19 protein-coding genes are annotated in these 26,223 nt (G+C 66.2%); 12 read left to right on the forward strand and 7 right to left on the reverse strand.

The genetic code is table 11. The annotated features are described in order from the left end of the window. Positions 1–26: 26 nt before the first annotated feature. From ACQR0Z_RS01865 to ACQR0Z_RS01875, 3 genes are all read left to right on the forward strand, one after another. Entirely contained in the window at positions 27–1,355 is a 1,329-nt protein-coding gene (locus ACQR0Z_RS01865; RefSeq protein WP_434858196.1) for a polyhydroxyalkanoate depolymerase, read from the forward strand. 208 nt (positions 1,356–1,563) lie between these two features. Continuing rightward, entirely contained in the window at positions 1,564–2,403 is an 840-nt protein-coding gene (locus ACQR0Z_RS01870; protein WP_434917500.1) for a M48 family metallopeptidase, read from the forward strand. Between the two features lie 293 nt (positions 2,404–2,696). After that, complete coding sequence (locus ACQR0Z_RS01875; protein WP_434917501.1) at positions 2,697–5,357, forward strand: EAL domain-containing protein; 2,661 nt, start codon at positions 2,697–2,699, stop codon at positions 5,355–5,357. A 203-nt stretch (positions 5,358–5,560) separates the two neighbouring features. Here ACQR0Z_RS01875 and ACQR0Z_RS01880 read toward each other — a convergent pair whose 3' ends face one another. Next, complete coding sequence (locus tag ACQR0Z_RS01880; RefSeq protein WP_434917502.1) at positions 5,561–7,765, reverse strand: transglycosylase domain-containing protein; 2,205 nt, start codon at positions 7,763–7,765, stop codon at positions 5,561–5,563. A gap of 147 nt (positions 7,766–7,912) precedes the next feature. On the opposite strand from ACQR0Z_RS01880, the gene ACQR0Z_RS01885 reads away from it, so the two are divergent. From ACQR0Z_RS01885 to ACQR0Z_RS01900, 4 genes are all read left to right on the forward strand, one after another. Next, positions 7,913–8,338: a DUF1330 domain-containing protein gene (locus tag ACQR0Z_RS01885; RefSeq protein ID WP_434917503.1), complete on the forward strand. Its 426-nt coding sequence runs from the start codon at positions 7,913–7,915 to the stop codon at positions 8,336–8,338. 259 nt (positions 8,339–8,597) lie between these two features. Next, entirely contained in the window at positions 8,598–8,930 is a 333-nt protein-coding gene (locus ACQR0Z_RS01890; protein ID WP_434858301.1) for an ArsR/SmtB family transcription factor, read from the forward strand. After that, positions 8,927–9,286 (forward strand): SRPBCC family protein, encoded by a 360-nt coding sequence (locus tag ACQR0Z_RS01895; protein ID WP_434917504.1) that lies wholly within the window; start codon positions 8,927–8,929, stop codon positions 9,284–9,286. Before ACQR0Z_RS01890 ends, ACQR0Z_RS01895 begins: the two co-directional genes overlap by 4 nt. 42 nt (positions 9,287–9,328) lie before the next feature. Continuing rightward, positions 9,329–9,946 (forward strand): ATP-dependent Clp protease proteolytic subunit, encoded by a 618-nt coding sequence (locus ACQR0Z_RS01900; protein WP_434917505.1) that lies wholly within the window; start codon positions 9,329–9,331, stop codon positions 9,944–9,946. A gap of 398 nt (positions 9,947–10,344) precedes the next feature. Here the strand turns inward: ACQR0Z_RS01900 and ACQR0Z_RS01905 are convergent, their stop codons facing one another. From ACQR0Z_RS01905 to ACQR0Z_RS01920, 4 genes are all read right to left on the reverse strand, one after another. Then, entirely contained in the window at positions 10,345–11,595 is a 1,251-nt protein-coding gene (locus tag ACQR0Z_RS01905; protein ID WP_434917506.1) for an ABC transporter substrate-binding protein, read from the reverse strand. Between the two features lie 391 nt (positions 11,596–11,986). After that, positions 11,987–13,210 (reverse strand): ABC transporter substrate-binding protein, encoded by a 1,224-nt coding sequence (locus tag ACQR0Z_RS01910; RefSeq protein WP_434917507.1) that lies wholly within the window; start codon positions 13,208–13,210, stop codon positions 11,987–11,989. 375 nt (positions 13,211–13,585) lie between these two features. Continuing rightward, the gene (locus ACQR0Z_RS01915) at positions 13,586–13,951 is read right to left on the reverse strand and encodes a DUF1304 domain-containing protein (protein WP_434858205.1); all 366 of its coding nucleotides are present in this window, start codon (positions 13,949–13,951) and stop codon (positions 13,586–13,588) included. Positions 13,952–14,053: 102 nt separating this feature from the next. Beyond that, on the reverse strand, positions 14,054–16,849 hold the full coding sequence (locus ACQR0Z_RS01920) for a [protein-PII] uridylyltransferase (RefSeq protein ID WP_434917508.1): 2,796 nt from the start codon (positions 16,847–16,849) through the stop codon (positions 14,054–14,056). Between the two features lie 193 nt (positions 16,850–17,042). Here ACQR0Z_RS01920 and ACQR0Z_RS01925 point away from each other — a divergent pair, with 193 nt between their 5' ends. The 5 genes from ACQR0Z_RS01925 (at position 17,043) to ACQR0Z_RS01945 (ending at position 21,653) form a co-directional block, all read left to right on the forward strand. Continuing rightward, positions 17,043–18,017 carry an aliphatic sulfonate ABC transporter substrate-binding protein gene (locus ACQR0Z_RS01925; RefSeq protein WP_434917509.1) on the forward strand — a complete coding sequence of 325 codons (975 nt, stop codon included), beginning with the start codon at positions 17,043–17,045 and terminating at the stop codon, positions 18,015–18,017. A gap of 368 nt (positions 18,018–18,385) precedes the next feature. Beyond that, positions 18,386–19,234: an ABC transporter permease gene (locus tag ACQR0Z_RS01930; protein WP_434917510.1), complete on the forward strand. Its 849-nt coding sequence runs from the start codon at positions 18,386–18,388 to the stop codon at positions 19,232–19,234. Continuing rightward, positions 19,234–20,019: an ABC transporter ATP-binding protein gene (locus ACQR0Z_RS01935; protein WP_434917511.1), complete on the forward strand. Its 786-nt coding sequence runs from the start codon at positions 19,234–19,236 to the stop codon at positions 20,017–20,019. The genes ACQR0Z_RS01930 and ACQR0Z_RS01935 overlap by 1 nt, the downstream gene beginning before the upstream one ends. A gap of 56 nt (positions 20,020–20,075) precedes the next feature. After that, positions 20,076–20,591, forward strand: a complete 516-nt coding sequence (locus tag ACQR0Z_RS01940; RefSeq protein ID WP_434917512.1) for an OsmC family protein — start codon at positions 20,076–20,078, stop codon at positions 20,589–20,591. Positions 20,592–20,855: 264 nt separating this feature from the next. Further along, the gene (locus ACQR0Z_RS01945) at positions 20,856–21,653 is read left to right on the forward strand and encodes a hypothetical protein (RefSeq protein WP_434917513.1); all 798 of its coding nucleotides are present in this window, start codon (positions 20,856–20,858) and stop codon (positions 21,651–21,653) included. Between the two features lie 3 nt (positions 21,654–21,656). On the opposite strand, the gene ACQR0Z_RS01950 is transcribed toward ACQR0Z_RS01945, so the two are convergent. Both ACQR0Z_RS01950 and mutS read right to left on the reverse strand, forming a co-directional pair. Beyond that, entirely contained in the window at positions 21,657–22,499 is an 843-nt protein-coding gene (locus ACQR0Z_RS01950; protein WP_434917514.1) for a hypothetical protein, read from the reverse strand. A gap of 541 nt (positions 22,500–23,040) precedes the next feature. After that, positions 23,041–25,785, reverse strand: a complete 2,745-nt coding sequence (gene mutS, locus ACQR0Z_RS01955) for a DNA mismatch repair protein MutS (protein WP_434917515.1) — start codon at positions 25,783–25,785, stop codon at positions 23,041–23,043. Between the last annotated feature and the right edge of the window lie 438 nt (positions 25,786–26,223).

Raw genomic sequence — 26,223 nt, forward strand, 5'->3', positions numbered from 1 at the left:
TGCGCTGCAGAGAGGGTTGAACGAGAATGCCGATAGGTGAGTTTGGCGGTGCACCGCCCCTGGCGTCGGAAGGCAGTCCGGTCCTGACGACGCCGATGTACTGGATGTACGAAATGGCGCATGCCTCGCTCAATCCGGCGCGCGCTGTCACCGACGCCACCAAGATCCTGTTTCAGAACCCGCTCAATCCCTGGGCGCACACCGAGATGGGCAAGTCGATCGCGGCGGCCTGCGAGCTGTTCGAGCGCACCACGCGCCGCTACGGCAAGCCCGAATGGGGCCTCGACGAGACCGAGGTCAACGGCGTCAGGACGCCGGTGGAGGTCCGCTCGATCTGGGAAAAGCCGTTCTGCCGCCTGCTGCATTTCGACCGCAAGCACATCCGCCCGCTGCGCGCGCCCCAGCCGCGGCTCCTGATCGTGGCGCCAATGTCCGGCCATTACGCGACGCTGCTTCGCGGCACGGTCGAGGCGTTCCTGCCGACCCATGAGGTCTACATCACCGATTGGGCCGATGCCCGGATGGTGCCGCTGGCGGAAGGCCGCTTCGATCTCGACGACTACATCGACTACGTCATCGAGATGCTGCGCTTCCTCGGCACCAACATGCACGTGATGGCGGTGTGCCAGCCGGCGGTGCCGGTGCTGGCGGCGGTGTCGGTGATGGAAGCCGAGCGCGACCCGTTCGCACCGATCTCGATGACCTTGATGGGCGGACCGATCGATACAAGGCGCAATCCGACGGCGGTCAACAATCTCGCCCAGGAGCGCGGCATCGATTGGTTCCGCAACCACGTCATCACCAAGGTGCCGTTCCCTCATCCCGGCGTGATGCGCGACGTCTACCCGGGCTTCCTGCAGCTGAACGGGTTCATCAGCATGAACCTCGATCGCCATGTCGACGCCCACAAGGCGCTGTTCGCCAACCTCGTGAAGGGCGATGGCGACCAAGTCGACAAGCATCGCGACTTCTACGACGAGTATCTCGCCGTCATGGACCTGGCTGCGGAATATTATTTGCAGACGGTGGAGACGGTGTTCATCCGCCACGCGCTTCCGAAGGGCGAGATGACTCACCGCGGCACGCTGGTCGATCCGTCGAAGGTCACGCGCGTCGCGCTGATGACGGTCGAAGGAGAGAAGGACGACATCTCCGGTCTCGGTCAGACCGAAGCGACGCATGCATTGTGCTCGTCGATCCCGGATCATCGCCGGGTTCACTACGTGCAACCGGGTGTCGGTCATTACGGCGTGTTCAACGGTTCGCGATTCAAGTCGGAGATCGTGCCGCGCATCAACGACTTCATGTTGTCGGCGGCCGATCCGAAGTCGCTGCTGACAATTGCCGCTGAATAGTGGGCGAGGGCGCGCGATGCGCAGTCGAATCCGGCTGCGCGTTAACTCTTTGAAGGGACTTCAAAAACCCGATTTCAGGAGTGACTCAAGCAGTGAATGTGGCGTCGCTGCTTGAGCGACGCTTCTGAATCTGAACTCAACTCTTGAGGGCGCGGAGAGGCCCAAGCCCTGGGGTGCGGAACCCCGGGAGACCCTGTATGTTGGGCAAATGATTTGTTTTTGCGCCGAGCGCTTTCCCTGGCGGCGGATATGGCAAAATCCGGGCGAGTTCTTCCCTCCCGGACTGACAGAAATGGCCACTCGCGCGCTACTCTATCGGCGGCCCGCCGAACCCTCGCGTCTTCTCGTCAAGCACGGCTCGCAAATCTACTCGATTAGATTGCGGCGTCACCGTCGTGCGCGACGTTATACACTGAGAATCCATCCGTCGGATCGCGAAGCGATCCTGACGATGCCTCCGCGCGGCACCATCGTCGAAGCGAAAGACTTCGCGCAGCGTCATGGCGCGTGGATCGCGGCGCGTCTCGGCCGTCTGCCGAAGGCAGCACCCTTCCTGCCGGGCACCTTGGTGCCGCTGCGCGGCGTGCCGCACAAAATCGTGCATCGCGCCGGCGAGCGCGGCACCGTGTGGACCGAGACGCGAGACAGTGGCGAGAAGATCCTGTGCGTGGCCGGCGGGATCGAGCACACCGAGCGTCGCGTGCTCGACTTCCTCAAGCGCGAGGCGCGTCGCGACCTGCAGAAGGCCTCCGACGCCTATGCCGAGCAGCTCGGCGTCAAGGTGAAGCGGCTGTCGATCCGCGATCAGTCCAGCCGCTGGGGCTCTTGCACCTCGGCCGGCTCGCTGTCGTTCTCCTGGCGCCTGATCCTCGCGCCGCCCTTCGTGCTCGACTATCTCGCCGCGCACGAGGTGGCCCATCTCATCGAGATGAACCACTCGCCGCGGTTCTGGAAGGTATGCGGCAAGATCTGCGGCTCGGTCGAGCGCGCCAAGAAGTGGCTCGACACCTGCGGCAACGATCTGCACCGCTATGGCGTCGAGGATTGAGACGTCGCAGACCTGCGATCGAACAGCAAAATGGCCCGGCCCCTGGCGCGGGCCATTTTCTTTGCGCGCGTTGCCAGCAGAACGGGCCAGGCAGCTATCGATTTCTTAAGCCTTCCGGCGCGCAACCTCAGGCGACGGCGGCATTCGACCGCGCCTTAACGTCGCTGTAACGCTGTGCTCGTCAGATTTACCTCGGATAACCAAGGTGACGTCCCTGCGAGCTGCCGGGTCGGTCGCTGCAACCCAAGTGCAGATCGTTCTCTCAGAACGTGCAGTGCCCCGTGAATCGAACGATGCTTGCAAGCGAGTTCCAACCGGCCGCGTCTATCGAACTGCTCTCGGCCGCGCTCGATCGCGCCTCCGAAGCGATCCTGTTTCTCGACCAACACCACCGTGTTCACTTCGCGAACCGTGCGGCTTCGGTGCTGCTCCGGCGGGAGGCGGCCGCGCTGATCGGTGCCGACCTCGAGAGCCTGGGTCTGCCCGCCGACCTGGTCTCCGCACCGACCGCTGCCGATGGCGGTGGCCCGGATGCGGGCCAACAGCGGGACTCCGAGCCTTGCGAGCTGACCCTTCGGCATGCGGACGGCTCAAGGAACCGGTTGCGATGCTGCGCGCGCGCGCTTTCGCCGGATCAGGCGCCAGTGCAAGCGATCCTCTTCCTCCAGGACATCACCGCCGACGTGGTCCTGCGTGAGCAGAACGCGCTGCTGACCTCGGTGGCCGACCGCAGCAACCGCGCCGTCATCGTCACCGATCACGAGCTGAAGGTCCTCTATACCAACGCGGCCTTTGCCAGCATCTTCGGCTACAGCTCGGAGGAGGTGCTCGGCCAGGATGTCGAGAAGCTCCTCGTCGGGCCCTGCACCGACCCCAAGATGGTCGACCGGTTGAAGCAGTGCATCATCGACGCGCAAGGCGTCGAGGAGGACCTGCTGATCTATGACAAGGCGGGCTGCGAGATCTGGACCACGGCGCACGTCAAGGCGCACCGCAACGCGCGCGGCCAGGTCAAATATCTGGTCGGCCTGCTCAGCGACATCCGGGAGAACAAGCAGCTGCGCTCGCTGCAGCAGCTGATCATGGCGGCGCTGGCCTCCGACGTGTCGATCGCGGCGATCGCCGACCAGCTCTGCCGCCGGGTCGAGGAACTGGCCCCGGACGTGGTGTGCTCGCTTCTGCATGTCGACTCCGATGGCAAGATCCATCCGCTCGGCGGGCCGAGCCTGCCGACGGCCTATTCCGAAAGCCTCGATGGCGTGGCCATCGGACCGGATGTCGGCTCCTGCGGGACCGCCGCCTATCTCTGCGAGCCGGTGCTGGCGCGCGACATCGACAACGATCCGCGCTGGCAGCCCTACAAGGCCGGACCACTGGAGGCGGGCCTGCGCGCCTGCTGGTCGACACCGATCAAGGGCAAGGATGGCCGCGTCATCGGCACCTTCGCCTTCTACTTCCGGGAATGCCGCGGCCCCAGTCCCTGGCATGAGCAGATCGTCGCCGCCTGCGTCCAGCTCGGCGCACTGGCCATCGAGCGCCAGGAGGTCCGATCGACGATCTCGCAGGTCGCCTATCACGACATGCTGACCGGCCTGCCCAATCGCGCCCGCATCCCCTCGCTGATCGCCGAGGCGATCAAGGCCTGCCCGGAGGGCAGCCATCTCGCGGTGGCGTTCCTCGACGCCGACAATTTCAAGGACATCAACGATACGCTGGGTCATGCCGCGGGCGACGAGTTCCTGGTCGGCTTCGCCAACCGCCTGCGCGCGCAGATCCGTGCCGGCGACATTCTCGGCCGGCTCGGCGGCGACGAGTTCGTCATCGTGCTGCAGAACCGCGATGCCCTGGAGGCCTCGCTGACTGCGGCGCGGATCACGGCTGCGCTGGCGATGCCGCTGACCATCGGCAAGCGTCAGGTTCCGATGTCCGCGAGCATGGGGCTCAGCCTCTATCCCGATAATGCCAAAGACATCGACACGCTGATCAAGCAGGCCGACGCGGCGATGTACAAGGCCAAACGGGCCGGGCGTGCCACCTACCGCTTCTTCAGTGCCGACATCGACAAGCTCGCCGAAGAGCGGCTGATGCATTCGAGCGCGCTGCGCGAGGCGATCGCGAGCGAGGCGCTGACCCTGCACTACCAGCCGCAGATCTGCACCAAGAGCGGCGCCATCCACGGCGTCGAGGCGCTGGCACGCTGGCACGATCCGGTGCTCGGCGAGGTCTCGCCGGCCAAGTTCATTCCGCTCGCCGAGGAATGCGGCCTGATCGAGCAGATCGGCGTGTGGTCGATCAAGACGGCGTGCCAGCAGATGGCGTCATGGCGCCGCGCCGGTCTCGACATCCCCTGCATCTCGGTCAACCTGTCGCCGATCAACTTCCAGAACGTCAATCTCGCGGCGCTGGTGGCGCAGATTCTCGCGGCCAACGACCTGCCGGCGAAGATGCTGATGCTGGAGATCACCGAGGGCGTGATCCTCAACGAGCGCGCCACCGTGATCGCGACCATGAGCGAGCTGCGCAACATGGGCGTCGGCCTGTCGCTGGACGATTTCGGCACCGGCTATTCCAGCCTGAGCCGTCTCGCGCAGCTGCCGATCCATGAGCTCAAGATCGACCGCAGCTTCATGCGCGATTTCGAGAACGAGCGCGGCACGCGGGCAATCGTGACCGCGGTGGTCAGGGTCGGCCAGAGCCTGGACGTCAAGGTGGTGGCCGAAGGTGTAGAGACCGAGCCGCAACGCAAGCTGCTCGCCGAACTCGGCTGTGACGCGATGCAGGGCTTCCTGTTCGCCCGCCCGATGGCCGCCGGCGACTTCAGCCGCTGGCTGCTGGACTACAGCGCCCATCGCGCCAGCCTGATGCTCCGCCAGATCGGACGGGCGCTGGCGCAGGCGGCGGGGCCCGCGAAGGATGGGTCGGTGCCGCGCCCGGCGACAGCTGCGGCGGGCTAGCCGTCCAAGCCTGATCATCGTCCAACGCTTGGGATCGTCATTCCGGGGCAGTCGTCAACGCGCGCTTGCGCGTGTTGGCGATTGAACCCGGAATCCCGATGTTGTTGGAAAAGAACGCCGGACAATCTCGAGATTCCGGGTTCAAGGCCTGCGGCCTTGCCCCGGAATGACGGTGGGTGTGGCGCAATCAGATCGGTATCAGCTCAGCGGCCGCCGAACAGGCGGTCCACCAGCCAGCCGTCGAGGCCGGCGGCGGGCTCCGGCCGCACATTGTTGCGCGCAGGGCTCGGCGCCGTCGAGCGCGCCGAGTAGGCGGCATTCGAGGCAGGGGCCGATGGCGCCGTGATCTGTGAGGCGATCTGCGCCAGGGTCGGCAGTCCAGCGCCTTGCGCGTTCGGCAGCGCCGCCACCGGCACGCCCTGATGCGCCGCGCGCATGAAGCGGGTCCAGACCTCGACCGGCAGGCCGCCGCCGGTGGCCTTCTTGGTCGGCGAGTTGTCGTCGTTGCCGAGCCAGACGCCGGTGACGAGGCGCGCGGTGTAGCCGATGAACCAGGCGTCGCGGAAATCCTGGCTGGTGCCGGTCTTGCCGGCGGCGACCCAGCCGGGGATCTCCGCCTTCTTGGCGGTGCCGGAGATCAGCGTCTCCTGCATCATCTGGTTCATCATCGCGACGTTGCGCGGGTCGATCACCTGCGCGGCCTGCTCGGTCTGGCGCATGTAGAGCAGCTTGCCGTCGAGCGTCTTGATCCGCGTGACGACATGCGGCGACACCGCGAGGCCGCCATTGGAGAACGGCGCGTAGGCGCCGACCAGCTCGATCATCGACACTTCGGAGGTGCCGAGCGCAATCGACGGGTTGGGGTCGAGCTTGGAGGCGATGCCCAGGCGGTGCGCGGTGCGGACGACGTTCTTCGGGCCGACCTCCAGACCAACACGCACAGCCACGGTGTTGAGCGACATCGCCAGCGCCTGGGTCAGCGTCACCGGGCCGAAATATTCGCGGGTGTAGTTCTCCGGCCGCCAGCCCTTGAGGTCCAGCGGCGCGTCCTGCCGCACCGTGTCCGGCGTCAGGCCCTGCTCGATCGCGGTGAGATAGACGAACGGCTTGAACGCCGAGCCCGGCTGGCGCCTGGCGGTCACGGCGCGGTTGAACTGGCTGTCGGAATAATTGCGGCCGCCGACCATGGCGCGCACCGCGCCGTCAGGCGTCATCGCCACCAGCGCGCCCTGGCTGACATTGAACTTCACGCTCTTGGCCGCGAGCTCGTCGATGATGGCGGCCTCCGCGACGCTCTGCAGCTTCGGATCGATCGTGGTCTCGACCACGATCGAGTCCTCGACCTGGCCGACGAGATCATCGAGCACCTCGCCGATCCAGTCGGCGACGTAGTTGACGGTGCCGGCGCCGGCCGGCTTCACCGCCACGGAAGGATGCGCGATCTGGGCCTGCGCCTGGGCGTCGGTGATGAACTTGGCGTCGGCCATCGCAGCCAGCACGGTCTGCGCGCGCTTGGCCGCGCCCTCAGGATTACGGTTTGGCGCCAGCCGCGACGGCGACTTGACCAGGCCGGCGAGCATCGCGGCCTCGGCCACCGTCACCTGCCGCGCCGACTTGCCGAAATAGCGCTGCGCGGCGGCCTCGACGCCATAGGCACCGGAGCCGAAATAGACGCGGTTGAGATAGAGCTCGAGGATCTCGCGCTTGGAATATTTGCGCTCCAGCCACAGCGCGAGCTCCGCCTCCTGCAGCTTGCGGGCGAGCGTGCGCTCCTGGGTCAGGAACAGGTTCTTGGCGAGCTGCTGCGTCAGGGTCGAGCCGCCCTGCGACACGCCGCGATGCAGGATGTTGGCGACCACGGCACGGCCGATGCCGATCGGGTCGATGCCGAAATGCTGATAGAAGCGGCGGTCCTCGATGGCGATGAACGCCTTCGGCAGATAGGGCGGCAGGTCCTTCAGCGCGACATTGGCGCCGGCCATCTCGCCGCGCTGCGCCAGCATGGTGCCGTCATAGCCGACGATCTCGATGGTCGGCGGCCGCTTCGGGATCTCCAAGGACTGGATCGGCGGCAGATGCGCGCCGGCCCAGATCACCACGCCGACCAGCGCGATCACGCCCCACAGGCCGCATACGACAGCCCAATAGGCCATGCGGCCGATCGACAGTCCCCAGCGCGACCTGGCGCGGGCCGGCTTTGCTTTCGGGGGAGTGGATTTCGGCTCGCGCGCCGGCACATCGTCCTCGTCGTCCGGCTGAACCGGCTTCTTCTTCGCCGATTTCTTCGGCGCGTCTTCGCCCGCCGGAATGCGGTCCTTGGGATCGAGGCGCAGGTCGGCCATCGCCGCCGCAAGGCCGAATCGCGGCTCCTTGCGTCCGCCGCCGCCCTGTTTCCGTCCCCGCGCCATACGCAACCCGAGCCCTGCCGTCCAACCACGGTAGTGGGTGGAGTTTAAGGGGCAGTTAGGAAGAGCTTAACGCGCAATTAGGAGTTCCGCGGTGCTAACGCCGCGTTATGGTTAAGCCGAGGTAAACAACGACAAGCGAGGAAGCTGATGGGCCATATCGATCCCACCAAGGAGGTGTTCGCGCAGTTTCGCGACAACGATCGGCCCGGGCCGATCCACATGCTGAACCTGGTTCGGCTGCGCAAGGAAGCCGCCTATCCCGATGGCCGCAAAGTCAGCGGCGCGGAAGCCTATGCGGCTTACGGTCGCGAGAGCGGCCCGGTGTTCGAACGCCTCGGCGGCCGCATCGTCTGGCAGGGCCGCTTCGAGCTGATGCTCATCGGTCTGCAAACGGAGCGCTGGGATCACTGCTTCATCGCGGAGTATCCGAGCGTGCAGGCCTTCGTCGAGATGATCCGCGACCCCGTCTATCGCGAGGCGGTGAAGCATCGCCAGGCGGCGGTGGAGGACTCGCGGCTGATCCGCCACGCGGTTCTGCCGGTGGGGAAGAATTTCGGCGAGGTGCCGGTGTAGTTTGTTGTCGTCGTGTGTGGACCCTTGCCTTCGCCACACAAACGGTACGTTCCCTCCCCCCTTGTGGGGGAGGGCTAGGGATGGGGGTAGCCACGGAGACGGTCGCCCGGAGTACCCCCCTCCCCAACCCTCCCCCACAAGGGGGAGGGAGCGCAGCGATGGCTGGGTAAGAGCGTGCCAACGGCGGCGCTTATCCGCGTCGCTGCCCGAACACATCTTCATTCAAAGGAAATCGGAGCCGCTTGCGCATTACATAAGTATATGCTTATGTCTCGTCATGATCGAGAGTGACATCTTCAAGGCCCTGGCTGATCCGACGCGCCATGCGATCTTCGAGAAGCTGGCGGCCGGCCCCATGAATGCGAGCGCGCTGCGCGAGGGCATGACGATCAGCCAGCCGGCGATGTCGCAGCACCTGGCTGTGCTGCGCAATGCCGGACTGGTGCGGGAAGAACGGCAGGGTCGCTTCGTCAACTACGAGGTCGATCCGAATGGCCTGGCGCAGATCGCGCGCTGGCTTTCGAAGTACCGCGCCTACTGGCCGTCACGCGTCGATGCATTGAAAACCTTGCTGAAGGACATGGACCAATGACCGATCTCAAGGCCGATCAGCGGAACGAAGAGCTCGTTCTCGACTACGACCTCGACGCCCCGCCGGAGAAGGTCTGGCGCGCGCTCAGCATTCCCGCCCTGCGCGACAGCTGGCTGCCGAATGGCGATCTCGCCGATGCGGCGCCGATCTCGTCCAAGCCGGGCGAAGAGGTCCGCTACCGCATGCGCGACGACGAGCCGCCGTTCCTCGAGAGCATCGTCACCTTCCAGGTCATGCCGAATGCGGTCGGCGGCACGCGGCTCCGAATCATTCACGGACTGGCCGTCGCACGCGCGATGATGCTGATGCCACGGGCGGCCAACAGCAACGCGCGCTCTTTGATGCGCGCGGCCTGAGCCCGTCACGTCTCACCAAACCACCTAACCTGGAGGTCGCCGATGCGCGAAACGATGCAGCTCGTCCCCATGGTCATCGAGCAATCCAGCCGGGGAGAACGGTCCTTCGACATCTATTCTCGGCTGCTGCGCGAACGGATCGTGTTTCTCAACGGCGAGGTCAACGACACCGTGTCCGCTCTGGTCTGCGCGCAGCTCTTGTTTCTCGAGGCCGAGAACCCGAAGCGGCCGATCCACCTCTACATCAATTCGCCCGGCGGCGTGGTCACCAGCGGGCTCGCGATGTACGACACGATGCAATTCGTCAAGGCGCCGGTGCACACGCTGTGCATGGGCACGGCGCGGTCGATGGGATCGTTCCTGCTGATGGCGGGCGAACCGGGCCAGCGGACAGCGCTGCCCAATGCCAGCCTTCACGTCCATCAGCCGCTCGGCGGCTTTCAGGGCCAGGCGTCCGACATCATGATCCACGCCAGGGAGATGGAGCAGACCAAGCGCCGCATGATCCGGCTCTATGCCGAGCATTGCGGCCGCAGCTATGAGGACGTCGAGCGCACGCTCGATCGCGATCATTTCATGACGGCGGACGAGGCTCAGGACTGGGGGCTGATCGACCGGGTCGTGAAGCAGCGCGATCTGGGCAGCGTCAGCAGCGACTGATACGCCCGTGCGAGGCGAAGGCGATTGCTGTCGCAACAGGTGTCGTCACCCGCGAAGGCGGGTGACCCAGTATTCCAGAGGCGGCTGTGATCAACCGAGGCGCCGCGGCGTACTGGATGCCCCGCCTGCGCGGGCAAGCCGTTCGGCTACTCCGCCGCACGGCGCCGTTTTGGGCGTCGTGAGGGCCACAGTGGTTAACACGCAAAAAGTCCGTTCCCTCCCCCCTTGTGGGGGAGGGCTAGGGAGGGGGGTAGCCACGGAGACGGTCGCCCGGAGTACCCCCCTCCCCAACCCTCCCCCACAAGGGGGAGGGAGCGCAGTGGGGTGCTCGGCGCGATTCCCTATCTCTCTCTAGCGCGCGCACGCGCGCTGAACGGCTAGACTTGCGCTAGCACGATCTACCCCGCCGCCCCTGTGTCCTCGATGATCGGGCCGAACAGCTCCCAGCGCTCGCCGTTGAAGCGCATCATCTGCATCTGCTTGTTGATGCGGAAGTCGGTCGGCGAGGTGTTGATGGAGAGGCCGGGCAGCGCGAGGCTCGGGACGTAGCCCTTGATGTTGGCGGCCTGCCGCATCACGTTCTCGCGCGTGAGATCGTCGCCGCATTGGCGCAAGATCTGCACCAGCAGCTCCGCCGTCGAATAGCCGTAGGTGTTGACCGTGTTGAGCTTGTCGCCTTCCGGATAATACTTGTCCATGAACTCGAAATAGGCCTTCACGCCCGGATCGTCCTTCCATTGCGGATCGGCCGGGTCCTTGCCGTAGTTGGTGCTGATGATGTCCTTGGAGATGTCGAGGCCGGCCGGCTTCAAGGTCGCCGATACCGGGCTGGCATTGATGTCGAGGATGTGCACCGGCTTCCAGGCGAGATCGGCCAGCTTCTTGATCGCCTGCGCCGCGAATTTCGGCGTCGAGGCGTTGTAGAGCAGGTCGGCGCCGGAGGATTTCAGCTTGACGATCTGCGAGTCCACGGTCGGGTCGGACAGCTCGTAGGAGGCTTCCGACACGATCATCGTGTCGGCCTTGGCGCCGAGGCCGCTGCGCAGGCCGGCGATGTAGTCGCGCCCGAGGTCATCGTTCTGGTAGAGGATGCCGATCTTGGCGTTGGGGTGGTTGGCGAGAATGTATTTCGCGTAGATCCGCCCCTCCGACTGGTAGTTCGGATTATAGGCGATGGTCCACGGGAAGTTCTGCGGATCGGTGAAGCGCGAGGCGCCGGTCGAGGCCAGCAGCTGCGGCACCTTCTTGCCGTTGAGGTACTTCTGCACGGCGGCGTTGGACGGGGTGCCGATGATCTGGAAGGTGAACAGCACCTCGTCGCCTTCGACCAGCTTGCGCACCTGCTCGACCGCCTTGGGCGGCGAGTAGGCGTCGTCATACTGGATGAGATTGAGCTTGCGCCCGTTGATGCCGCCCTTCTCGTTGATCATGCGCAAATAGGCGGCCTGGGTCTTTCCGATGCCGGCATAGGCCGACGCCGGGCCGGAGAACGGCACGGTCTGGCCGATCTTGATCTCGGTGTCGGTGGCGCCGGTGTCGTATTTCTTCTGGGCGTAGGCGGATGATGCAGGCAGCGCGACGGTCAGCGACGCAGCAAGCGCGATGGCCCACGCCTTGATGCCGACGAGACCGAACAGTGACGTTCTCATGCGAGTCCTCCCTCCGGTGATGTTTGTCGATGGTTCTTCTTGGTTGTTATCTCGCCATCGCTGCACGCGAGTGTGGAGGAAGCAAGTCGACAAGGCAACGCTTGTTGGAGCGACCAACCGGCGCAATCGGTGCCGCAATGCAAAAGGGCTGCGCGATTGCGCAGCCCCTTACCAGTAAACAGCTTCCACTCCTCACCCTGAGGAGCCCGCTGGAGGCGGGCGTCTCGAAGGGCGAGGCCCCAGTTCGGGCCTCATGGTTCTCAGGGCGATGCAAGTGCATCGCCCGAACGCGCCGCGAGCTTGTCGCTTTCGCAAGAGCGAGCTGATGGGCGCGGCGCTCCTCACCATGAGGTTCGAGAGTCGAGGGCAGACGCCGAGACCGTCAGCCGAACTAACCCGCCGCGCCCTTGTCCTCCAGGATCGGGCCGAACAGCTCCCAGCGCTCGCCGTTGAACTTCATCATCTGCAGCTGCTTGTTGACGCGGTAGTCGGTCGGCGAGGTGTTGATCTTCATGCCCGGCAGCGACAGGTCGCCGACCACGTCCTTAAGCGACGCTGCCTGCTTCATGACGTTCTCGCGGGTGAGATTGTCGCCGCACATCTTCAGGATTGTCACCAGAAGCTCGGCGTTGCCATAGCCGTAGGTGTTGAAGTTCGAGTTCTTGTCGCCGTCCGGATAGTACTTGGCCATGAACTCGAAATAGCGCTTCATGCCCGGATCGTCCTTCCACTGCGGGTCGAGCGGGTCCTTGCCGTAGTTGACCGAGATCACGCCCTTCGACGCCTCCAGTCCCGCCGGCTGCAGCACGGCGCCCACCGACGTCGCATTGATGTCGACGATGTGCACGGGGTGCCAGTCGAGCTCGTGCAGCTTCTTGATCGCCTGCGCGGCCTGCTTCGGCGTCGCGGCCGAGAACAAGAGGTCGGCGCCGGCCGACTTGATCTTGAGCAGCTGGGAATCGATGGTCGGATCGGAGACCTCGTAAGACGCTTCGGCGACGATCATCGAGGCCTTGTCGCCGAGGCCGGCCTTGATGCCGTTGAGATAGTCCTTGCCGAGGTCATCGTTCTGATAGAGCACGCCGATCTTGGCGCTGGGATGCTCCTTCAGAATGTATTGGCCGTAGATGCGCCCCTCGGTGAAGTAGTTGGGATTGTATCCCATGGTCCAGGGGAAGTTCTTCGGATCGGTGAACTTGGTGGCGCCGGTGGCCGCGAACAGCTGCGGGACCTTCTTGGCGTTGAGATATTTCTGGACGGCGGCGTTGGACGGCGTGCCGATGATCTGGAAGGTCAGCAGCACCTCGTCGTCCTCGACCAGCTTGCGCACCTGCTCGACCGCCTTCGGCGGCGAATAGGCGTCGTCATACTGGATCAGCTTGATCTTGCGGCCGTTGATGCCGCCCTGCTCGTTGATCATGTTGAAATAGGCGGCCTGTGTCTTGCCGATCGAGGCATAGGCCGAGGCGGGGCCCGAGAACGGCACCGTCTGTCCGACCTTGATCTCGGTATCGGACGCGCCGGGATCGTACTTCTTCTGGGCCTGGGCTGATGTGGCGGAGAGGGTGACGGCCAACGCGGCCGCACCGGCAAAACGGAAAATTCCCTGTCGCATGGGGTCTATCGTTCCTCCTGATGTTTTATGCGGCTGGTCTGCCCCGAGGGGCGCCATCGCTGGGAGGGAGTGTGGAGGAACGGGGTGGCCGGCGCAAGGCGAGGGAATGGGCGGGTGCGGTTCCGGCGATGTCGCCATGACGTGCCCGGCTGGCAACAAGTTCGGTGTCATCCCGGCCAAGCCCTGGCGTCGCGTCGCGACGGCGGGGCGCCGAGCCGGGATCCATAGCCACAGGCGGTCGTGTGGCGACGGCTCGGAGTGGCGATCCTGCCTCGAACGCTGACCGGGGTTATGGGTCCCGGATCGGCGCCGCGACGCGCTGATGCGCGTCACGGCTTGTCCGGGACGACAGCGGTTTTGACGATGCGGCGTGCCTCAGCCCGCGAGCCAGACCAGCACCAGGCCGATCGCCGCCGGCACGCTCTGGATGAACAGGATCTTGCGGCTGGCAGTGGCCGCGCCGTAGAGCCCGGCGACCAGCACGCAGAGCAGGAAGAAGATCTTGATCTGGAACGCGAAAGCGGGCGCCGGATGCGCCAGGCCCCAGAACAGGCCGGCAGCGAGGAAGCCGTTGTAGAGGCCCTGGTTGGCGCCGAGCACCTTGGTCGCCTCGGCGCGCTCCGGCGTGTTGTTGAAGGCCCGCAAGCCGGCCGGCTTGGTCCAGAGAAACATCTCGAGCACGAGAATGTAGACGTGCAGCAGGCCGATCAGCCCGACGACGATGTTTGCAATCAATGCCATGGTTCGGCTCCCCCAAGCCATTCGAGACCGGAGACGCTGCCGGCCCCCTCAATCATGCCCGCGGCGACGGCCGCAATGGCCGCCCCGACAGGTCCTCTCTCGTCACGCCGCCGGCTGAGCCGCTGCGTCGTCGCTGGCCAGCAGATGCAGCAGCGCACTTTTGATCGCGGCCTGCCGGGTCGGCGCGTTGATCTGGGCGCCGAGCAGGTCGGTCACGTAGAACACGTCGCGGGCGCGCTCGCCGAAGGTGGCGACATGGGCTGAGGCGATGTTCAGGTTCAGCTTCGAGATCGCGGTGGTCAGCTCATACAGCAGGCCGGGGCGGTCCAGGCCGGAGACTTCGATGACGGTGTAGAGCTCCGACCATTGATTGTTGATGCTGACCTCGGGCTCGACCGAGAACGCCTTGTGCTGCTTGCCGCGCGTCGTCCGCCGCGCCACCGCATCGGGCAGCCGCAGCTTGCCCTCCAGCACCTGCTCGATGGTCTCGCCGATCCGCGTCGCGCGCCGGCCCTCGTCCTCGTCGCGCTCATATTCCCTCGATATCGCGATGGTGTCGAGCGCGCGGCCGTCGGTGGTGGTGTAGATCTGGGCGTCGACGATGTTGGCGCCGGCCGAGGCGCAGGCGCCGGCGATGATCGACAGCAGCCAGGGATGGTCCATCGCGAAGATCGTCAGCTCGGTGACGCCGCGCGCCGGATCGAACCCGACATTGATTGCGAGCTTGTGGCCGGCATCCTCGCTCGACCGCACGAAGCGGGCATGGCGGATCTTGCGCGGCAGCTCGACCTTGAGCCAGTAGGCCGGATAGTGCCGGCCGATATAGGTGTTGAGCTCGTCCTCCGGCCAGTCGGTGAAGGCGTTGCGGAATTCGGCCTGCGCCGCGGTGATGCGCTTGGCGCGGTTGACCTCGGAGAAGCCGCCGGTCAGCACCGGCTCGGTCTCGTAGTACAGCGTGCGCAGGAGCTGCGCCTTCCAGCCGTTCCAGACGCCGGGGCCAACGCCGCGAATGTCGGCGGTGGTCAGGATCGTCAGCAGCTTCATCTGCTCGACCGATTGCACCACGGCGGCGAACTTCTCGATGGTCCGGCGGTCCGACAGGTCGCGCGACTGCGCCACCGTCGACATCGTCAGATGCTCCTCGATCAGCCAGGCGACCAGCTCCGTGTCGGCATTGTTGAAGCCGAGCCGCGGGCACAGCCGCCGGGCGATCTTGGCGCCGGCGACCGAATGATCCTCCGGCCGGCCCTTGGCGACGTCGTGCAGCAGCACGGTGATGTAGATGACGGCGCGGTGCTCGGGCCGGATCTTGCGCATCAAATCGGAGGCGAGCACGAACTCATCATGGCCGCCGCGCTCGATCTCCTGCAGGAAACCGATGCAGCGGATCAAATGCTCGTCGACCGTGTAGTGATGATACATGTTGAACTGCATCATCGAGACGATGCGGCCGAACGCGCTGATGAAGTGGCCGAGCACGCCGGTCTCGTTCATCCGCCGCAGCACGGTCTCGGCGTCGTTGGAGGTCAGGATCTCCATGAACAGCCGGTTGGCTTCGGGATTGTCGCGCAGCTCGGTGTTGATCATGTTCAGCGAGCGCGTCACCGCGCGCATCGCATCGGGATGGAAGGCGAGGTTGTTCTTCTGCGCGAGGCGGAAGATGCGGATCAGGTTGACCGGGTCGTGCTTGAAGACGTCAGGCGCGGCGAGGTTGATGCGGTTGTTGTCGACGATGAAGTCGTCGCTCTCCGGCACGCGCCGCCAGGTCGAGCCGGTGGTCAGGCGCGAGATCATCCGGCTCAGCACTGGCGCCGCCTTGGCCTGCTGGTCCTCCAGCTTGGCGCACAGGATGGCGGTGAGGTTGCCGACCTGCTTGGCGACCAGGAAGTAGTGCTTCATGAAGCGCTCGACATCCTGCATGCCCGGGTGGCTGGTGTAGCCCAGCCGGACCGCGATCTCGCGCTGCAGGTCGAACGACAGCCGCTCTTCGGGGCGTCCGCTGACGAAGTGCAGATTGCAGCGCACCGACCACAGGAAATCCGAGCAGCGCCGGAAGGTGCGGTATTCATGCGCGTCGAACACGCCGCGCTCGACCAGCTCGGCGGTCTCGCGCACGCGATAGACGTATTTGGCGATCCAGAACAGCGTGTGCAGGTCGCGCAGGCCGCCCTTGCCGTCCTTGACGTTGGGCTCGACCAAATAGCGCGACTGGCCGCCGCGGCGGTGCCGCTCCTCGCGCTCGGCGAGCTTGGCGGCGACGAACTCGGCGGCGGTGCCCTGCACCACCTCGCTGTCGAAGCGCTGCACCAGTTCGTCATACAGCGGCTTGTCGCCGGCGAGATAGCGCGTCTCCAGGATCGCGGTGCGGATGGTCATGTCGCCGCGGGCCTGGCGGATCGATTCATCCACCGAGCGGGTGGCGTGGCCGACCTTCAGCCCCATATCCCACAGCGAATACAGAATGGCCTCGGCGACCTGCTCGCCCCAGGCGGTCTGCTTGTAGGGCAGGATGAACAGCAGATCGATGTCGGACTCCGGCGCCATCAGCCCGCGGCCATAGCCGCCGGTCGCGACCACGGCCATGCGCTCGGCGCCGCTTGGCACCTCCGAGCGATACAGGTGCTGGGTGGCCGCGGCGTAGAGGATGCGGATGATCTCGTCCTGGACGAAGCAGAGCTGCTCGGCACAGCGCCTTCCGTGCCGATCCTTCAACAGCTGGGCCTGGGCGGCGGCGCGCGCCTTGACCAGCTCGGCTTTGAGGAATTGCACCACGGCGGCGCGGAACATGTCCTCCCGGCCGGAGTGCTGCTTGGCCAGCGTGTCGACGGCGGCCGCAATGCCGGCGCTGTCGAAATCGGAGAGGCCATCGGGATGGGATTGGGGGGCGACGCTGTCCATGGATGCAACCGGTATCGAACAAGGCCTGTGCTGTCACGAAACTTCCAATGCAGCAATCGATCCATGCTGTCACCGGCCCAAGGCGGATGATGATCGTGCTCCCACCCGCCTTGCAAAGGAAAAGCAATTCTCGTTGAGCCCTGGCATAACGCGTTGAAACAACAACGATGTTTTTACAGCAGGAGGGTTGACGATGGGTGGATTGTCGAGGCGCGCCTTGGTCGGGCTTGCGGCCGTGGTTCTACTGGGATGCGGCGTTGCAACAGCCGCGGAGCAGCCCAAGGAAATCCGGATCGATTGGGCGACCTACAATCCGGTGTCGCTGGTCCTGAAGCAGAAGGGGCTGCTCGAGAAGGAGTTCGCCAAGGACGGCATCACCGTCACCTGGGTGCAGTCGGCCGGCTCCAACAAGGCGCTCGAGTTCCTCAATGCCGGCTCGCTCGATTTCGGCTCGACCGCCGGCTCCGCCGCGCTGGTCGCCCGGATCAACGGCAACCCGATCAAGTCGATCTACGTCTATTCGCGGCCCGAATGGACCGCGCTGGTGACGGGTAAGGATTCCAAGATCGCCGCGGTTGCCGATCTCAAGGGCAAGCGCGTCGCGGTGACCCGCGGCACCGACCCGCACATCTTCCTCGTCCGCGCGCTGCTCGGCGCCGGCCTCACCGACAAGGACATCACGCCGGTGCTGCTCCAGCACGCCGACGGCAAGGCAGCGCTGATCCGCGGCGACGTCGACGCCTGGGCCGGGCTCGATCCGATGATGGCGCAGGCCGAGGTCGAGGAAGGCGCAAAACTGTTCTACCGCAAGGCTGACGCCAACACCTGGGGCATCCTCAATGTCCGCGAGCAATTCCTGAAGGACAATCCCGAGATCGTCCGCCGCGTGCTGGCGACCTACGAGGTCGCGCGCAAGGATGCGCTGGCGAATTACGACGACCTGAAGAAGACGTTTATCGCGGTCACCAAGCTGCCGGAAACGGTCGTCGACAAGCAGCTCAAGGAGCGCACCGAGCTCACCCACAGCCGCATCGGCGCGCCGCAGCGCGACTCGATCCTGGCAGCGGGCTTGGCTCTGCAGCAGGCCGGCGTGGTCGACGCGAAGGTGGATGTGAAGGCGACGCTGGACGCGCTTATCGACGACCAGGTCCCGCTGCCGACGAACTAGGGCGGCCTACGCCTACGAAAGCGCTCACGCTCGCGCGTGCCGCAACTCGCGCTACCAGCAAGGTGAGCGCAACAGAAAACGGTGGCGCGATAAAACACCGGTGTCGTCCCGGACAAGCCCGCCAACGCGACAGCGTTGTCGGGCGCCGATCCGGGACCCATACTCCGTGAAAGCTGTTGTGGGGCACCGCTGGAGCGGCATCTCGCCTCGCCACACCCGCCGCGGAGTATGGGTCCCGGCTCGGAGGCCGGGACGACACCGAGATTGAGGCGCCGTTGTCGGCTCAACCCTGACAGGCGCGCGCTGATATCCGTCGGCATACGCCCGTCACCCCGCCTTGCATTCCCACGCGAGACGCTGTTCTCACTATGGCCATGACCGTCGAACTTCAGGCCCCCGCCGCGGCGGCCACACCGCAGACCACAAGCCGGCCCTGGGCCGCGCGCCTGGCGCGGCCGCTGCTCGGGCTGCTGCTGCCATTGTCCCTCGCGCTGGCCTGGGAATTCGCGGTCCGCGCCGGGTGGTCGAACGGCCGCCTGGTGCCGCCGCCATCAAAAGTCTTCACCACCATCGCCGAGCTTGCCCGCTCCGGCGAGCTGACCCGCCACATCACGATGACCCTGACCCGCGTCGGCATCGGTTTCGGCCTCGGCGTCGCCGCCGGCACGTTGCTCGGCGGCATCTGCGGCTATTGGAGCCTCGCCCGCCGGCTGGTCGATCCGACCATCCAGGCGCTGCGCGCGATCCCGTCGATCGCCTGGGTGCCGCTGTTCATTCTCTGGCTCGGCATTTTCGAGACCTCGAAGGTGGCGCTGATCGCGGTCGGCGTGTTCTTCCCGGTCTATCTCGGCCTGACCGGCGCGATCCTCTCGGTCGATCGCAAGATCGTCGAGGTCGGCCGCGTCTTCCGCCTGTCCGGCCCGGCGATGATCCGCCGCATCCTGCTGCCCGCCGTGCTGCCCGCCTATGTCGTGGCGCTGCGCGTTGGCCTCGGCCTGGGCTGGATGTTCGTCGTCGCCGCCGAGTTCATGGGCGCGTCCGAAGGGCTCGGCTACCTGCTGATCGACGGCCAGCAGCTCGGCAAGCCGGCGCAGATCGTCGCCGCCATCGTCATCTTCGCGATCATCGGCAAGGCGACCGATTGGCTGCTCGAGATCGCGACCGCGCCGCTGCTGCGCTGGCAGGACAGCTTTGCCCGCCAGGGTGGAGCGGCCTGATGCTGCAGCTTGCCTCCGTCACCAAGGTCTATCCCAACGGCGTCCATGCGCTGGAGCGGTTCTCGTCGGAGATCCAGCTCGGCGAGATCATCGCCATCATCGGCGGCTCCGGCTGCGGCAAGTCGACCTTGCTGCGCGCGATCGCGGGGCTCGACCGCGCCAGCGCCGGCAGCGTGACGCTCGATGGCGAGGCGATCTCGGCCCCGCATGCCAAGGTCGGCATCATCTTCCAGGAGCCGCGGCTGCTGCCCTGGCTCACCGTCGCCGACAATATCGGCTTCGGCCTCTCCGAGCTGCCGGGCGCCGAGCGGCGCGAGCGCGTCGCGCGCGCGCTGGATCGTGTCGGCCTCGCTGACAAGGCCAAGGTCTGGCCGCGCGAATTGTCCGGCGGCCAGGCGCAGCGCGTCGCGATCGCCCGCGCGCTGGTGGCGCAGCCGGAGGTGCTGCTGCTCGACGAGCCGTTCTCCGCGCTCGACGCCTTCACGCGCAAGGACCTGCAGGATCACCTGCTCGACCTCTGGGCCGATACGCGCCCGACCCTGATCCTCGTGACTCACGATGTCGAGGAGGCGGTGGTGCTCGCCGACCGCGTGCTGGTGATGCGACCGCATCCCGGCCGGCTGTTCGAGGAGATCACCATCAATCTGTCGCGGCCGCGCGACCGCAACGCGCCGTTGTTCGAGCAGTTCAAGCGCCATGTGCTGACGGCGCTCGACAGGTCGCTCGATCGGACGGTGCCGGATACGCAGGGCAGGCGTGAGCCCGGCGGCGGGCTGTGGTGGTGACATCTGAGCGATCGCCCGGTACATCTCTCCTGAAATGACTCCGGGAGAGAACGACAATGGATGCTGCCGAGCTGCGCGCCATGCAGGCGCCGATCAAGGAACGCTACAAGGCTGATCCCTCCGCCGCGGTGATTACGCTGAAGGCCAAGGGCGAGGTCGGCGGCGACGGCCTGACCTGCAAGCTCGAGACCGGCCGCGCGCTGGCGGTCGCCGGCCTGCATCCCGCCACCGGCGGCTCGGGCCTGGAGCTGTGCTCCGGCGACATGCTGCTGGAGGCACTGGTCGCCTGCGCCGGCGTCACGCTGAAGTCGGTCGCGACCGCGGTCGAGGTCCCGCTCAAGAGCGGCTTGGTGCTGGCCGAGGGCGATCTCGATTTCCGCGGCACGCTCGGCGTCGACAAGGAGGCCCCGGTCGGCTTCCAGGAGATCCGCCTGCGCTTCGAGATCGACACCGACGCGCCGCAGGACAAGCTCGATCTCCTGCTCAAGCTCACCGAGCGCTATTGCGTGGTCTATCAGACCATCAAGAACGGCCCGAAGGTGTCGGTCAGTTTGAAGCGGGTGGCGGCGTAGCCACCGCGCTGGTGCCTGCCCTCGACTGATCAGCGCGAGCCAGCGCGGCTCGCTCGGTCAGCGCCTCCCCCGCGCTTGTCCGCCGTAGCTCGAAGAGCGTAGGCGGATGCGGCAGGGAGGTCGTCTCGCATCGCAGATGCGAGGCGAGTGGGGGACTCTTTCCACACGACGCGCCCCCTCGATCACCACCCGAGCCACGCCCCCACCCCAGCCCTCCCCCGCAAGCGCGGGAGAGGGAGCGCACCGCCGCTGCGGCATGAGCTGATGTCCCTCGATCTATCCTTCCTGCTCGTCCTCGGCCTGCGCATGGCGATCGCGGCATCGTTCGTCGTATCTGCCTCGATGATCGCGGAACGCACTGGGCCCGTGATCGGCGCGCTGGTCGCGACCTTGCCGATCTCGGCCGGTCCGACCTACGTGTTCCTTGCGCTCGACCATGATGCCGCCTTCATCGCGCAGGGCGCCCTGACCAGCCTGCCGATCAACGCCGCGACCATCTTCCTCAGCCTCGCCTACGCCGTGCTGGCGCAACGCCACAGCGTGGGGGTGGCGAGCGCCACCGCCGTCGCGGTGTGGCTCGGTCTCGCGTCCCTGATCAAGAGCGTGCAGTGGACGCTCCTGATGGGCATCGTTGCCAACATCGTCACCTTCGCGATCTGCCTGCCGCTGTTGCAGCGCTATCGCCACGCCAGGATGCCGCTGATCACGCGGCGCTGGTACGACGTGCCGTTGCGCGCCTCATTGGTCGCAACACTCGTCGCCACCGTCACCTCGGTCTCCGGCTGGGCCGGTCCCAGCGTCTCCGGGATCCTCGCGCTGTTTCCGATCGTCTTCACCTCGATGATGCTGATCCTCCAGCCGCGCATCGGCGGCCCCGCAACCGCCGCGGTCATGGCCAACGGCGCCTGGGGCCTGATCGGATTTTCGCTGGCGGTGATCGTGCTGCATCTCGGCAGCCTGCACTTGGGCGCCGCCTTCGGCCTCAGTGGAGCGTTGGCCACCTGCGTCGGCTGGAATCTCGGCCTGTGGTGGCTGGGACGAAGGAAGGCGGCGCGCGTCTGATCGTTACGATGGACGTGGATGTCGACGCAGGAAATCGGCGCGCGATCGCACCGATGGGTTCTCGTCCTGCTCGAAATGGGCGATCAGCCGATCTTCGTCAGGGACGGTCGTACGACTCGCGATCAGTGCATCGGCTGCGGCACGCCGCACGATCACCGATGCATCGCGTGCCGCCTGCCAGAACAGATCAGGCGGCAGTGCGATGTCCTGCAGGGGACGGTGATTGAATTTCGGAACGCGCTTCCTGATGCCGTAGACCTTGTCGATCCATTCCCACCCGTAGCCCGCAAACCAAGTGACGCTACCGGTCAGAAGGCAGCGATAGGCAATTGCTCTGACCTGCGGCTGGATCGCCGATGCGGCCAGCGCGGGCAGATACTGATCGATGGCAGGATAGCGCACCACGAGACGCAGATACCTGGCGAGCGAGCCGTTGGCTGTCCGTTGCAGAAAGCCGGCGATGATCGGCAGCACGTCCGGCCTGCCGAAAATGTCGTCGAGCAGGTCGGCTTCGCTGCTGCCCCAGCGTCTCCAGCTGTGTCGGCGGTCGAGGAGATATGGTGCACTGCTTGCTGCCACATCGGGGGCGATCTGCCGCTGGACGCGCTGCACATAGCGCGCGGCGGCGCGCCTGACCGGTTCGGCCCAATCGTTTAAACGCCATGCCACGGCGGCGAGAAAGAACGGGGAGGCTGGTGGTCGTTGCAACCAATCGAGGGCCGCCTCTCGAACATGGCCGCTTGGATGAAAGAGGAAGATCCACGCATAATCTGGAGCGCGCCGCATGAGGGCGAGATCGCGGACATAGATCGGCTCACCAGTAAATCGAGCGATCAGCCGATCCATGAGGAGTGGCTGCCAGCCAAGACGTGCCGCGAGCGCGATCTCGCGCGCAGCTAGGACGACTGAGTGATGTGGCACAGCCGAGAGCTCCGCCAGGATCGCTGGCAACTCGTCATCCCAGTTCTCGCGAGCGGATGCCAGCGCGGAGAGCTTAGCGGTCAAGGTGGGAGATAGCACTGTTCGAGAATGCGTTGCCATCTCGCCAGGATGGCAGTCTCGTCCCGGTTTTGAAAGCGGACATCGCTCTTGTCATTGCTGACGAGCATGCCGTTGGCCTGCTGCCATCCGCCCGACGAACCGCCGCAGCCTCGAGTCGTTCTCTCCACCGTCATTGCGAGCGCAGCGAAGCAATCCAGAGTCCCACCCGAGCCCCTGGATTGCTTCGCTGCGCTCGCAATGACGGAGAGTTTGGGACGAGCCGCCTCGCCGCCCTCGCTGTCATTCCGGGGCGCGCGAAGCGCGAGCCCGGAATCCATTGGGCCGCATGTTCCGACGAGAGAGGGGTTCCGGGTTCGCGCTGACGCGCGCCTCGGAATGACGGCGACTATTTGTTCGGCAGTTTCGCCTTCAGCCGATACAGCGCATCCAGCGCCTCGCGCGGCGTCATCTCGTCCGGATGGAGGTCCTTCACCGCGGCGATCAGTTCCTCAATCTCCTTCGACATCGTGGGCTCCACCGCCGCGCGCGAGGGCACCGCGAACAGCGGGAGATCGTCGACCAGCGCCCGGGCGTTCTGGCCGCGGTCGGCGGCCTCCAGTTTCGCCAGCACCGACTTGGCGCGGCTGATCACCGCCGGCGGCAGGCCTGCGAGCTTCGCCACCTGGATGCCGTAGGAGCGGTCGGCGGAGCCCGGCAGCACCTCGTGCAGGAACACCACGTCGCCCTGCCATTCCTTGACCCGCACCGTGGCGTTGAACAGCCGCGGCAGCTTGGCGGCCAGCGCGGTGAGTTCGTGATAGTGCGTGGCGAACAGCGTGCGGCAGCGGTTGCTCTCATGCAGGTGCTCGATCGCGGCCCAGGCGATCGAGAGGCCGTCGAAGGTTGCGGTGCCGCGTCCGATCTCGTCGAGGATCACCAGCGCGCGCTCGCCGGCCTGGTTGAGGATCGCCGCGGTCTCGACCATCTCGACCATGAAGGTCGAGCGGCCGCGCGCAAGATCGTCGGCGGCGCCGACGCGCGAGAACAGCCGGTCGACGATGCCGATGCGGGCGCGGCTCGCCGGCACGAACGAGCCGATCTGCGCCAGCAGGGCGATCAGCGCGTTCTGACGCAGGAAGGTCGATTTACCCGCCATGTTCGGACCGGTCAGCAGCCACAGCTGTCCGCTTTTGTGCCCCGGCGTCGGCGACAGATCGCAGGAGTTCGCGATGAACGGCTGGCCCTCGCGCTTCAGCGATTGCTCCACCACCGGATGACGGCCGCCCTCGATCGCGAAGCCGAGCGAGCCATCCACCTCGGGGCGGACATAGTTGTCGTCGACCGCGAGCTTGGCGAGCGCGGTCGCGACATCGAGCATCGCAAAGCCGTGTGCGGCCGCGCGCAGATCGTCGCCGATCGCGAGTGCCTGCGCGCAGAGCCGGTCGAAGATCTCGAGCTCGAGATTGAGCGCGCGCTCGCCGGCATTGGCGATCTTGGCCTCGATCTCGCCGAGCTCGGATGTGGTGAAACGCACCTGGCCCGCCAGCGTCTGGCGATGGATGAACGTCGCGTTCAGCGGGGCCGACATCAGCTTGTCGCCGTGCTGCGCGGTGACCTCGACGAAATAGCCGAGCACGTTGTTGTGCCGGATCTTGAGCGCTTTCACTCCGGTCTGGTCGGCGTAGCGTGCCTGCATCGAGGCGACGACGAGCCGCGAGGCGTCGCGCAGATTGCGCGTCTCGTCGAGCGTCGCATCATAGCCTGATCGAACGAAGCCGCCGTCGCGCTTGATCAGCGGCAGCTGCTCGTCGAGGGCGCGGGCGAATTCGTCGGCGAGCGTTCGCGCCGGCCGCGCTAGCGCGGCCATCACCGCGGCGATCTCCTGCGGCGGCTGGTCGAGCACGGCAAGCCGCGCCAGCGCCTGGTCGGCGGCGAGGATGCCGTCGCGCAGGCTTGCCAGATCGCGCGGACCGCCGCGCCCGACCGACAGCCGCGCCATCGCGCGGGTCATGTCCGGCGCGCCGCGCAGGATGGAGCGGATGTCCTCGCGCGCCGCGCTGTCGGCGACGAACACATTGACCGCGTCGAGCCGGCGTCCGATCTGCGCCGGCTCCGTCAAGGGTGCAGCCAGGCGTTGCGCCAGCAGACGCGAGCCGGCCGAGGTCACCGTGCAGTCGATCGCGTCGAGCAGCGAGCCGCGGCGCTCGCCGGCCAGCGTGCGCGTCAGTTCGAGATTGGCGCGGGTCGCCGGGTCGATCGCCATGGTGCTGCCGGTCGCCTCGCGCGCCGGCGGCGCCAGCGGCGGGCGCTGGCCGACCTGCGTGCGCTCGACATAGGTGACGCAGGCGGCCGCCGCGGTTGCTTCGAGCCGCGACAGCACGGCAAGTCCGTCCATGGTGGCGACGGCAAAGTAATCGCACAGCCGGCGCTCGGCGGTGGCGCCATCGAACACGTCGCGCGTCAGCGGCGTCACTGCGGCAAGCTCGCGCAGCACCGGCTCGAACGCCTCGTCCGAATACAGCGCGTCGGAGACGATGACTTCGTTCGGATTGATGCGCGCGAGCGTCGCCGTCAGCTCGGCGAAGGCGCATTCGGTGACGATGAAGTCCGAGGTCGAGATGTCGATCCAGGCGAGCCCGAGGCGGTCGCCGCCGGACGAGCCGCGGCTGCGCGCGATCGAGAGCAGGTAGTTGTTGGCGCGCGCGTCGAGCAGATTGTCTTCCGTCAGTGTGCCCGGTGTCACCACGCGCACCACGCCGCGCTTGACCACGCTCTTGTTGCCGCGCGCCCGCGCCGCGGCCGGATCTTCCATCTGCTCGCAGACCGCGACGCGGATGCCCTGTGCGATCAGCCGGTGCAGATAGTCTTCCGAGCGCTCGACCGGCACGCCGCACATCGGGATGTCCTGGCCCTGATGCTTGCCGCGCTTGGTCAGCACGATGCCGAGCGCTTTTGAGGCCACCTCGGCGTCCTCGAAGAACAGCTCGTAGAAATCGCCCATCCGGTAGAACAGCATCAGCCCGGGATGCGCGGCCTTGATGTCGAGATACTGCTCCATCATCGGCGTGAGCTTGGCCGGCGCCTCGGCGGGCGCGGCCGAGGACACCGACTCTTGCGGAACCGGGGCGGAGATGGGCTGCTGGATGGTCATGGCGCGGAAACTAGCCAATTTGCCCGGACGGTCCTACCGCTTTGCAGGCGATGTCCCGGTTTTCCACGATGGCAATCTTGGCCCCGCGCCGGTGCCGGACAGAACCACCGGCGTCATTCCGGGGCGTGCGCAGCACGAACCCGGAATCCATCGTGCGTCAGGTTGTGCGGCCCAATAGATTCCGGGCTCGCCGCGCTGCGCGCGCCGCCCCGGAATGACGGCGAGGGTGGAGCGGCGGTGTGCGCCAAACGTGGCTTCGGGCATTGGCAGCGATTGCACCTCCCCCGCTTGCGGGGGAGGTCGCTTCGCATCGAAGATGCGAAGCGGGTGGGGGCCTCTCTCCACACGACGCACCCCTCGATCACCACCCGAGCCGCGCCCCCACCCCAGCCCTCCCCCGCAAGCGGGAGAGGGGGCGCACCGATCGCGGCGCGATGG

The sequence above is a fragment of the Bradyrhizobium sp. HKCCYLS3077 genome (assembly GCF_051167555.1).
Taxonomy (GTDB): domain Bacteria; phylum Pseudomonadota; class Alphaproteobacteria; order Rhizobiales; family Xanthobacteraceae; genus Bradyrhizobium.

What these genes read in the sequence shown, in the direction of transcription:
- ACQR0Z_RS01945 (WP_434917513.1), top strand. Translation starts at nt 20,856, where the DNA reads ATGTCCCTCGATCTATCCTTCCTGCTCGTCCTCGGCCTGCGCATGGCG.
- ACQR0Z_RS01885 (WP_434917503.1), top strand. Translation starts at nt 7,913, where the DNA reads ATGGGCCATATCGATCCCACCAAGGAGGTGTTCGCGCAGTTTCGCGAC.
- ACQR0Z_RS01915 (WP_434858205.1), bottom strand. Translation starts at nt 13,951, where the DNA reads ATGGCATTGATTGCAAACATCGTCGTCGGGCTGATCGGCCTGCTGCAC.
- ACQR0Z_RS01940 (WP_434917512.1), top strand. Translation starts at nt 20,076, where the DNA reads ATGGATGCTGCCGAGCTGCGCGCCATGCAGGCGCCGATCAAGGAACGC.
- ACQR0Z_RS01935 (WP_434917511.1), top strand. Translation starts at nt 19,234, where the DNA reads ATGCTGCAGCTTGCCTCCGTCACCAAGGTCTATCCCAACGGCGTCCAT.
- ACQR0Z_RS01930 (WP_434917510.1), top strand. Translation starts at nt 18,386, where the DNA reads ATGGCCATGACCGTCGAACTTCAGGCCCCCGCCGCGGCGGCCACACCG.
- ACQR0Z_RS01865 (WP_434858196.1), top strand. Translation starts at nt 27, where the DNA reads ATGCCGATAGGTGAGTTTGGCGGTGCACCGCCCCTGGCGTCGGAAGGC.
- ACQR0Z_RS01875 (WP_434917501.1), top strand. Translation starts at nt 2,697, where the DNA reads ATGCTTGCAAGCGAGTTCCAACCGGCCGCGTCTATCGAACTGCTCTCG.
- ACQR0Z_RS01880 (WP_434917502.1), bottom strand. Translation starts at nt 7,765, where the DNA reads ATGGCGCGGGGACGGAAACAGGGCGGCGGCGGACGCAAGGAGCCGCGA.
- ACQR0Z_RS01920 (WP_434917508.1), bottom strand. Translation starts at nt 16,849, where the DNA reads ATGGACAGCGTCGCCCCCCAATCCCATCCCGATGGCCTCTCCGATTTC.
- ACQR0Z_RS01925 (WP_434917509.1), top strand. Translation starts at nt 17,043, where the DNA reads ATGGGTGGATTGTCGAGGCGCGCCTTGGTCGGGCTTGCGGCCGTGGTT.
- ACQR0Z_RS01900 (WP_434917505.1), top strand. Translation starts at nt 9,329, where the DNA reads ATGCGCGAAACGATGCAGCTCGTCCCCATGGTCATCGAGCAATCCAGC.
- ACQR0Z_RS01905 (WP_434917506.1), bottom strand. Translation starts at nt 11,595, where the DNA reads ATGAGAACGTCACTGTTCGGTCTCGTCGGCATCAAGGCGTGGGCCATC.
- ACQR0Z_RS01870 (WP_434917500.1), top strand. Translation starts at nt 1,564, where the DNA reads ATGATTTGTTTTTGCGCCGAGCGCTTTCCCTGGCGGCGGATATGGCAA.
- ACQR0Z_RS01950 (WP_434917514.1), bottom strand. Translation starts at nt 22,499, where the DNA reads ATGGATCGGCTGATCGCTCGATTTACTGGTGAGCCGATCTATGTCCGC.
- mutS (WP_434917515.1), bottom strand. Translation starts at nt 25,785, where the DNA reads ATGACCATCCAGCAGCCCATCTCCGCCCCGGTTCCGCAAGAGTCGGTG.
- ACQR0Z_RS01910 (WP_434917507.1), bottom strand. Translation starts at nt 13,210, where the DNA reads ATGCGACAGGGAATTTTCCGTTTTGCCGGTGCGGCCGCGTTGGCCGTC.
- ACQR0Z_RS01895 (WP_434917504.1), top strand. Translation starts at nt 8,927, where the DNA reads ATGACCGATCTCAAGGCCGATCAGCGGAACGAAGAGCTCGTTCTCGAC.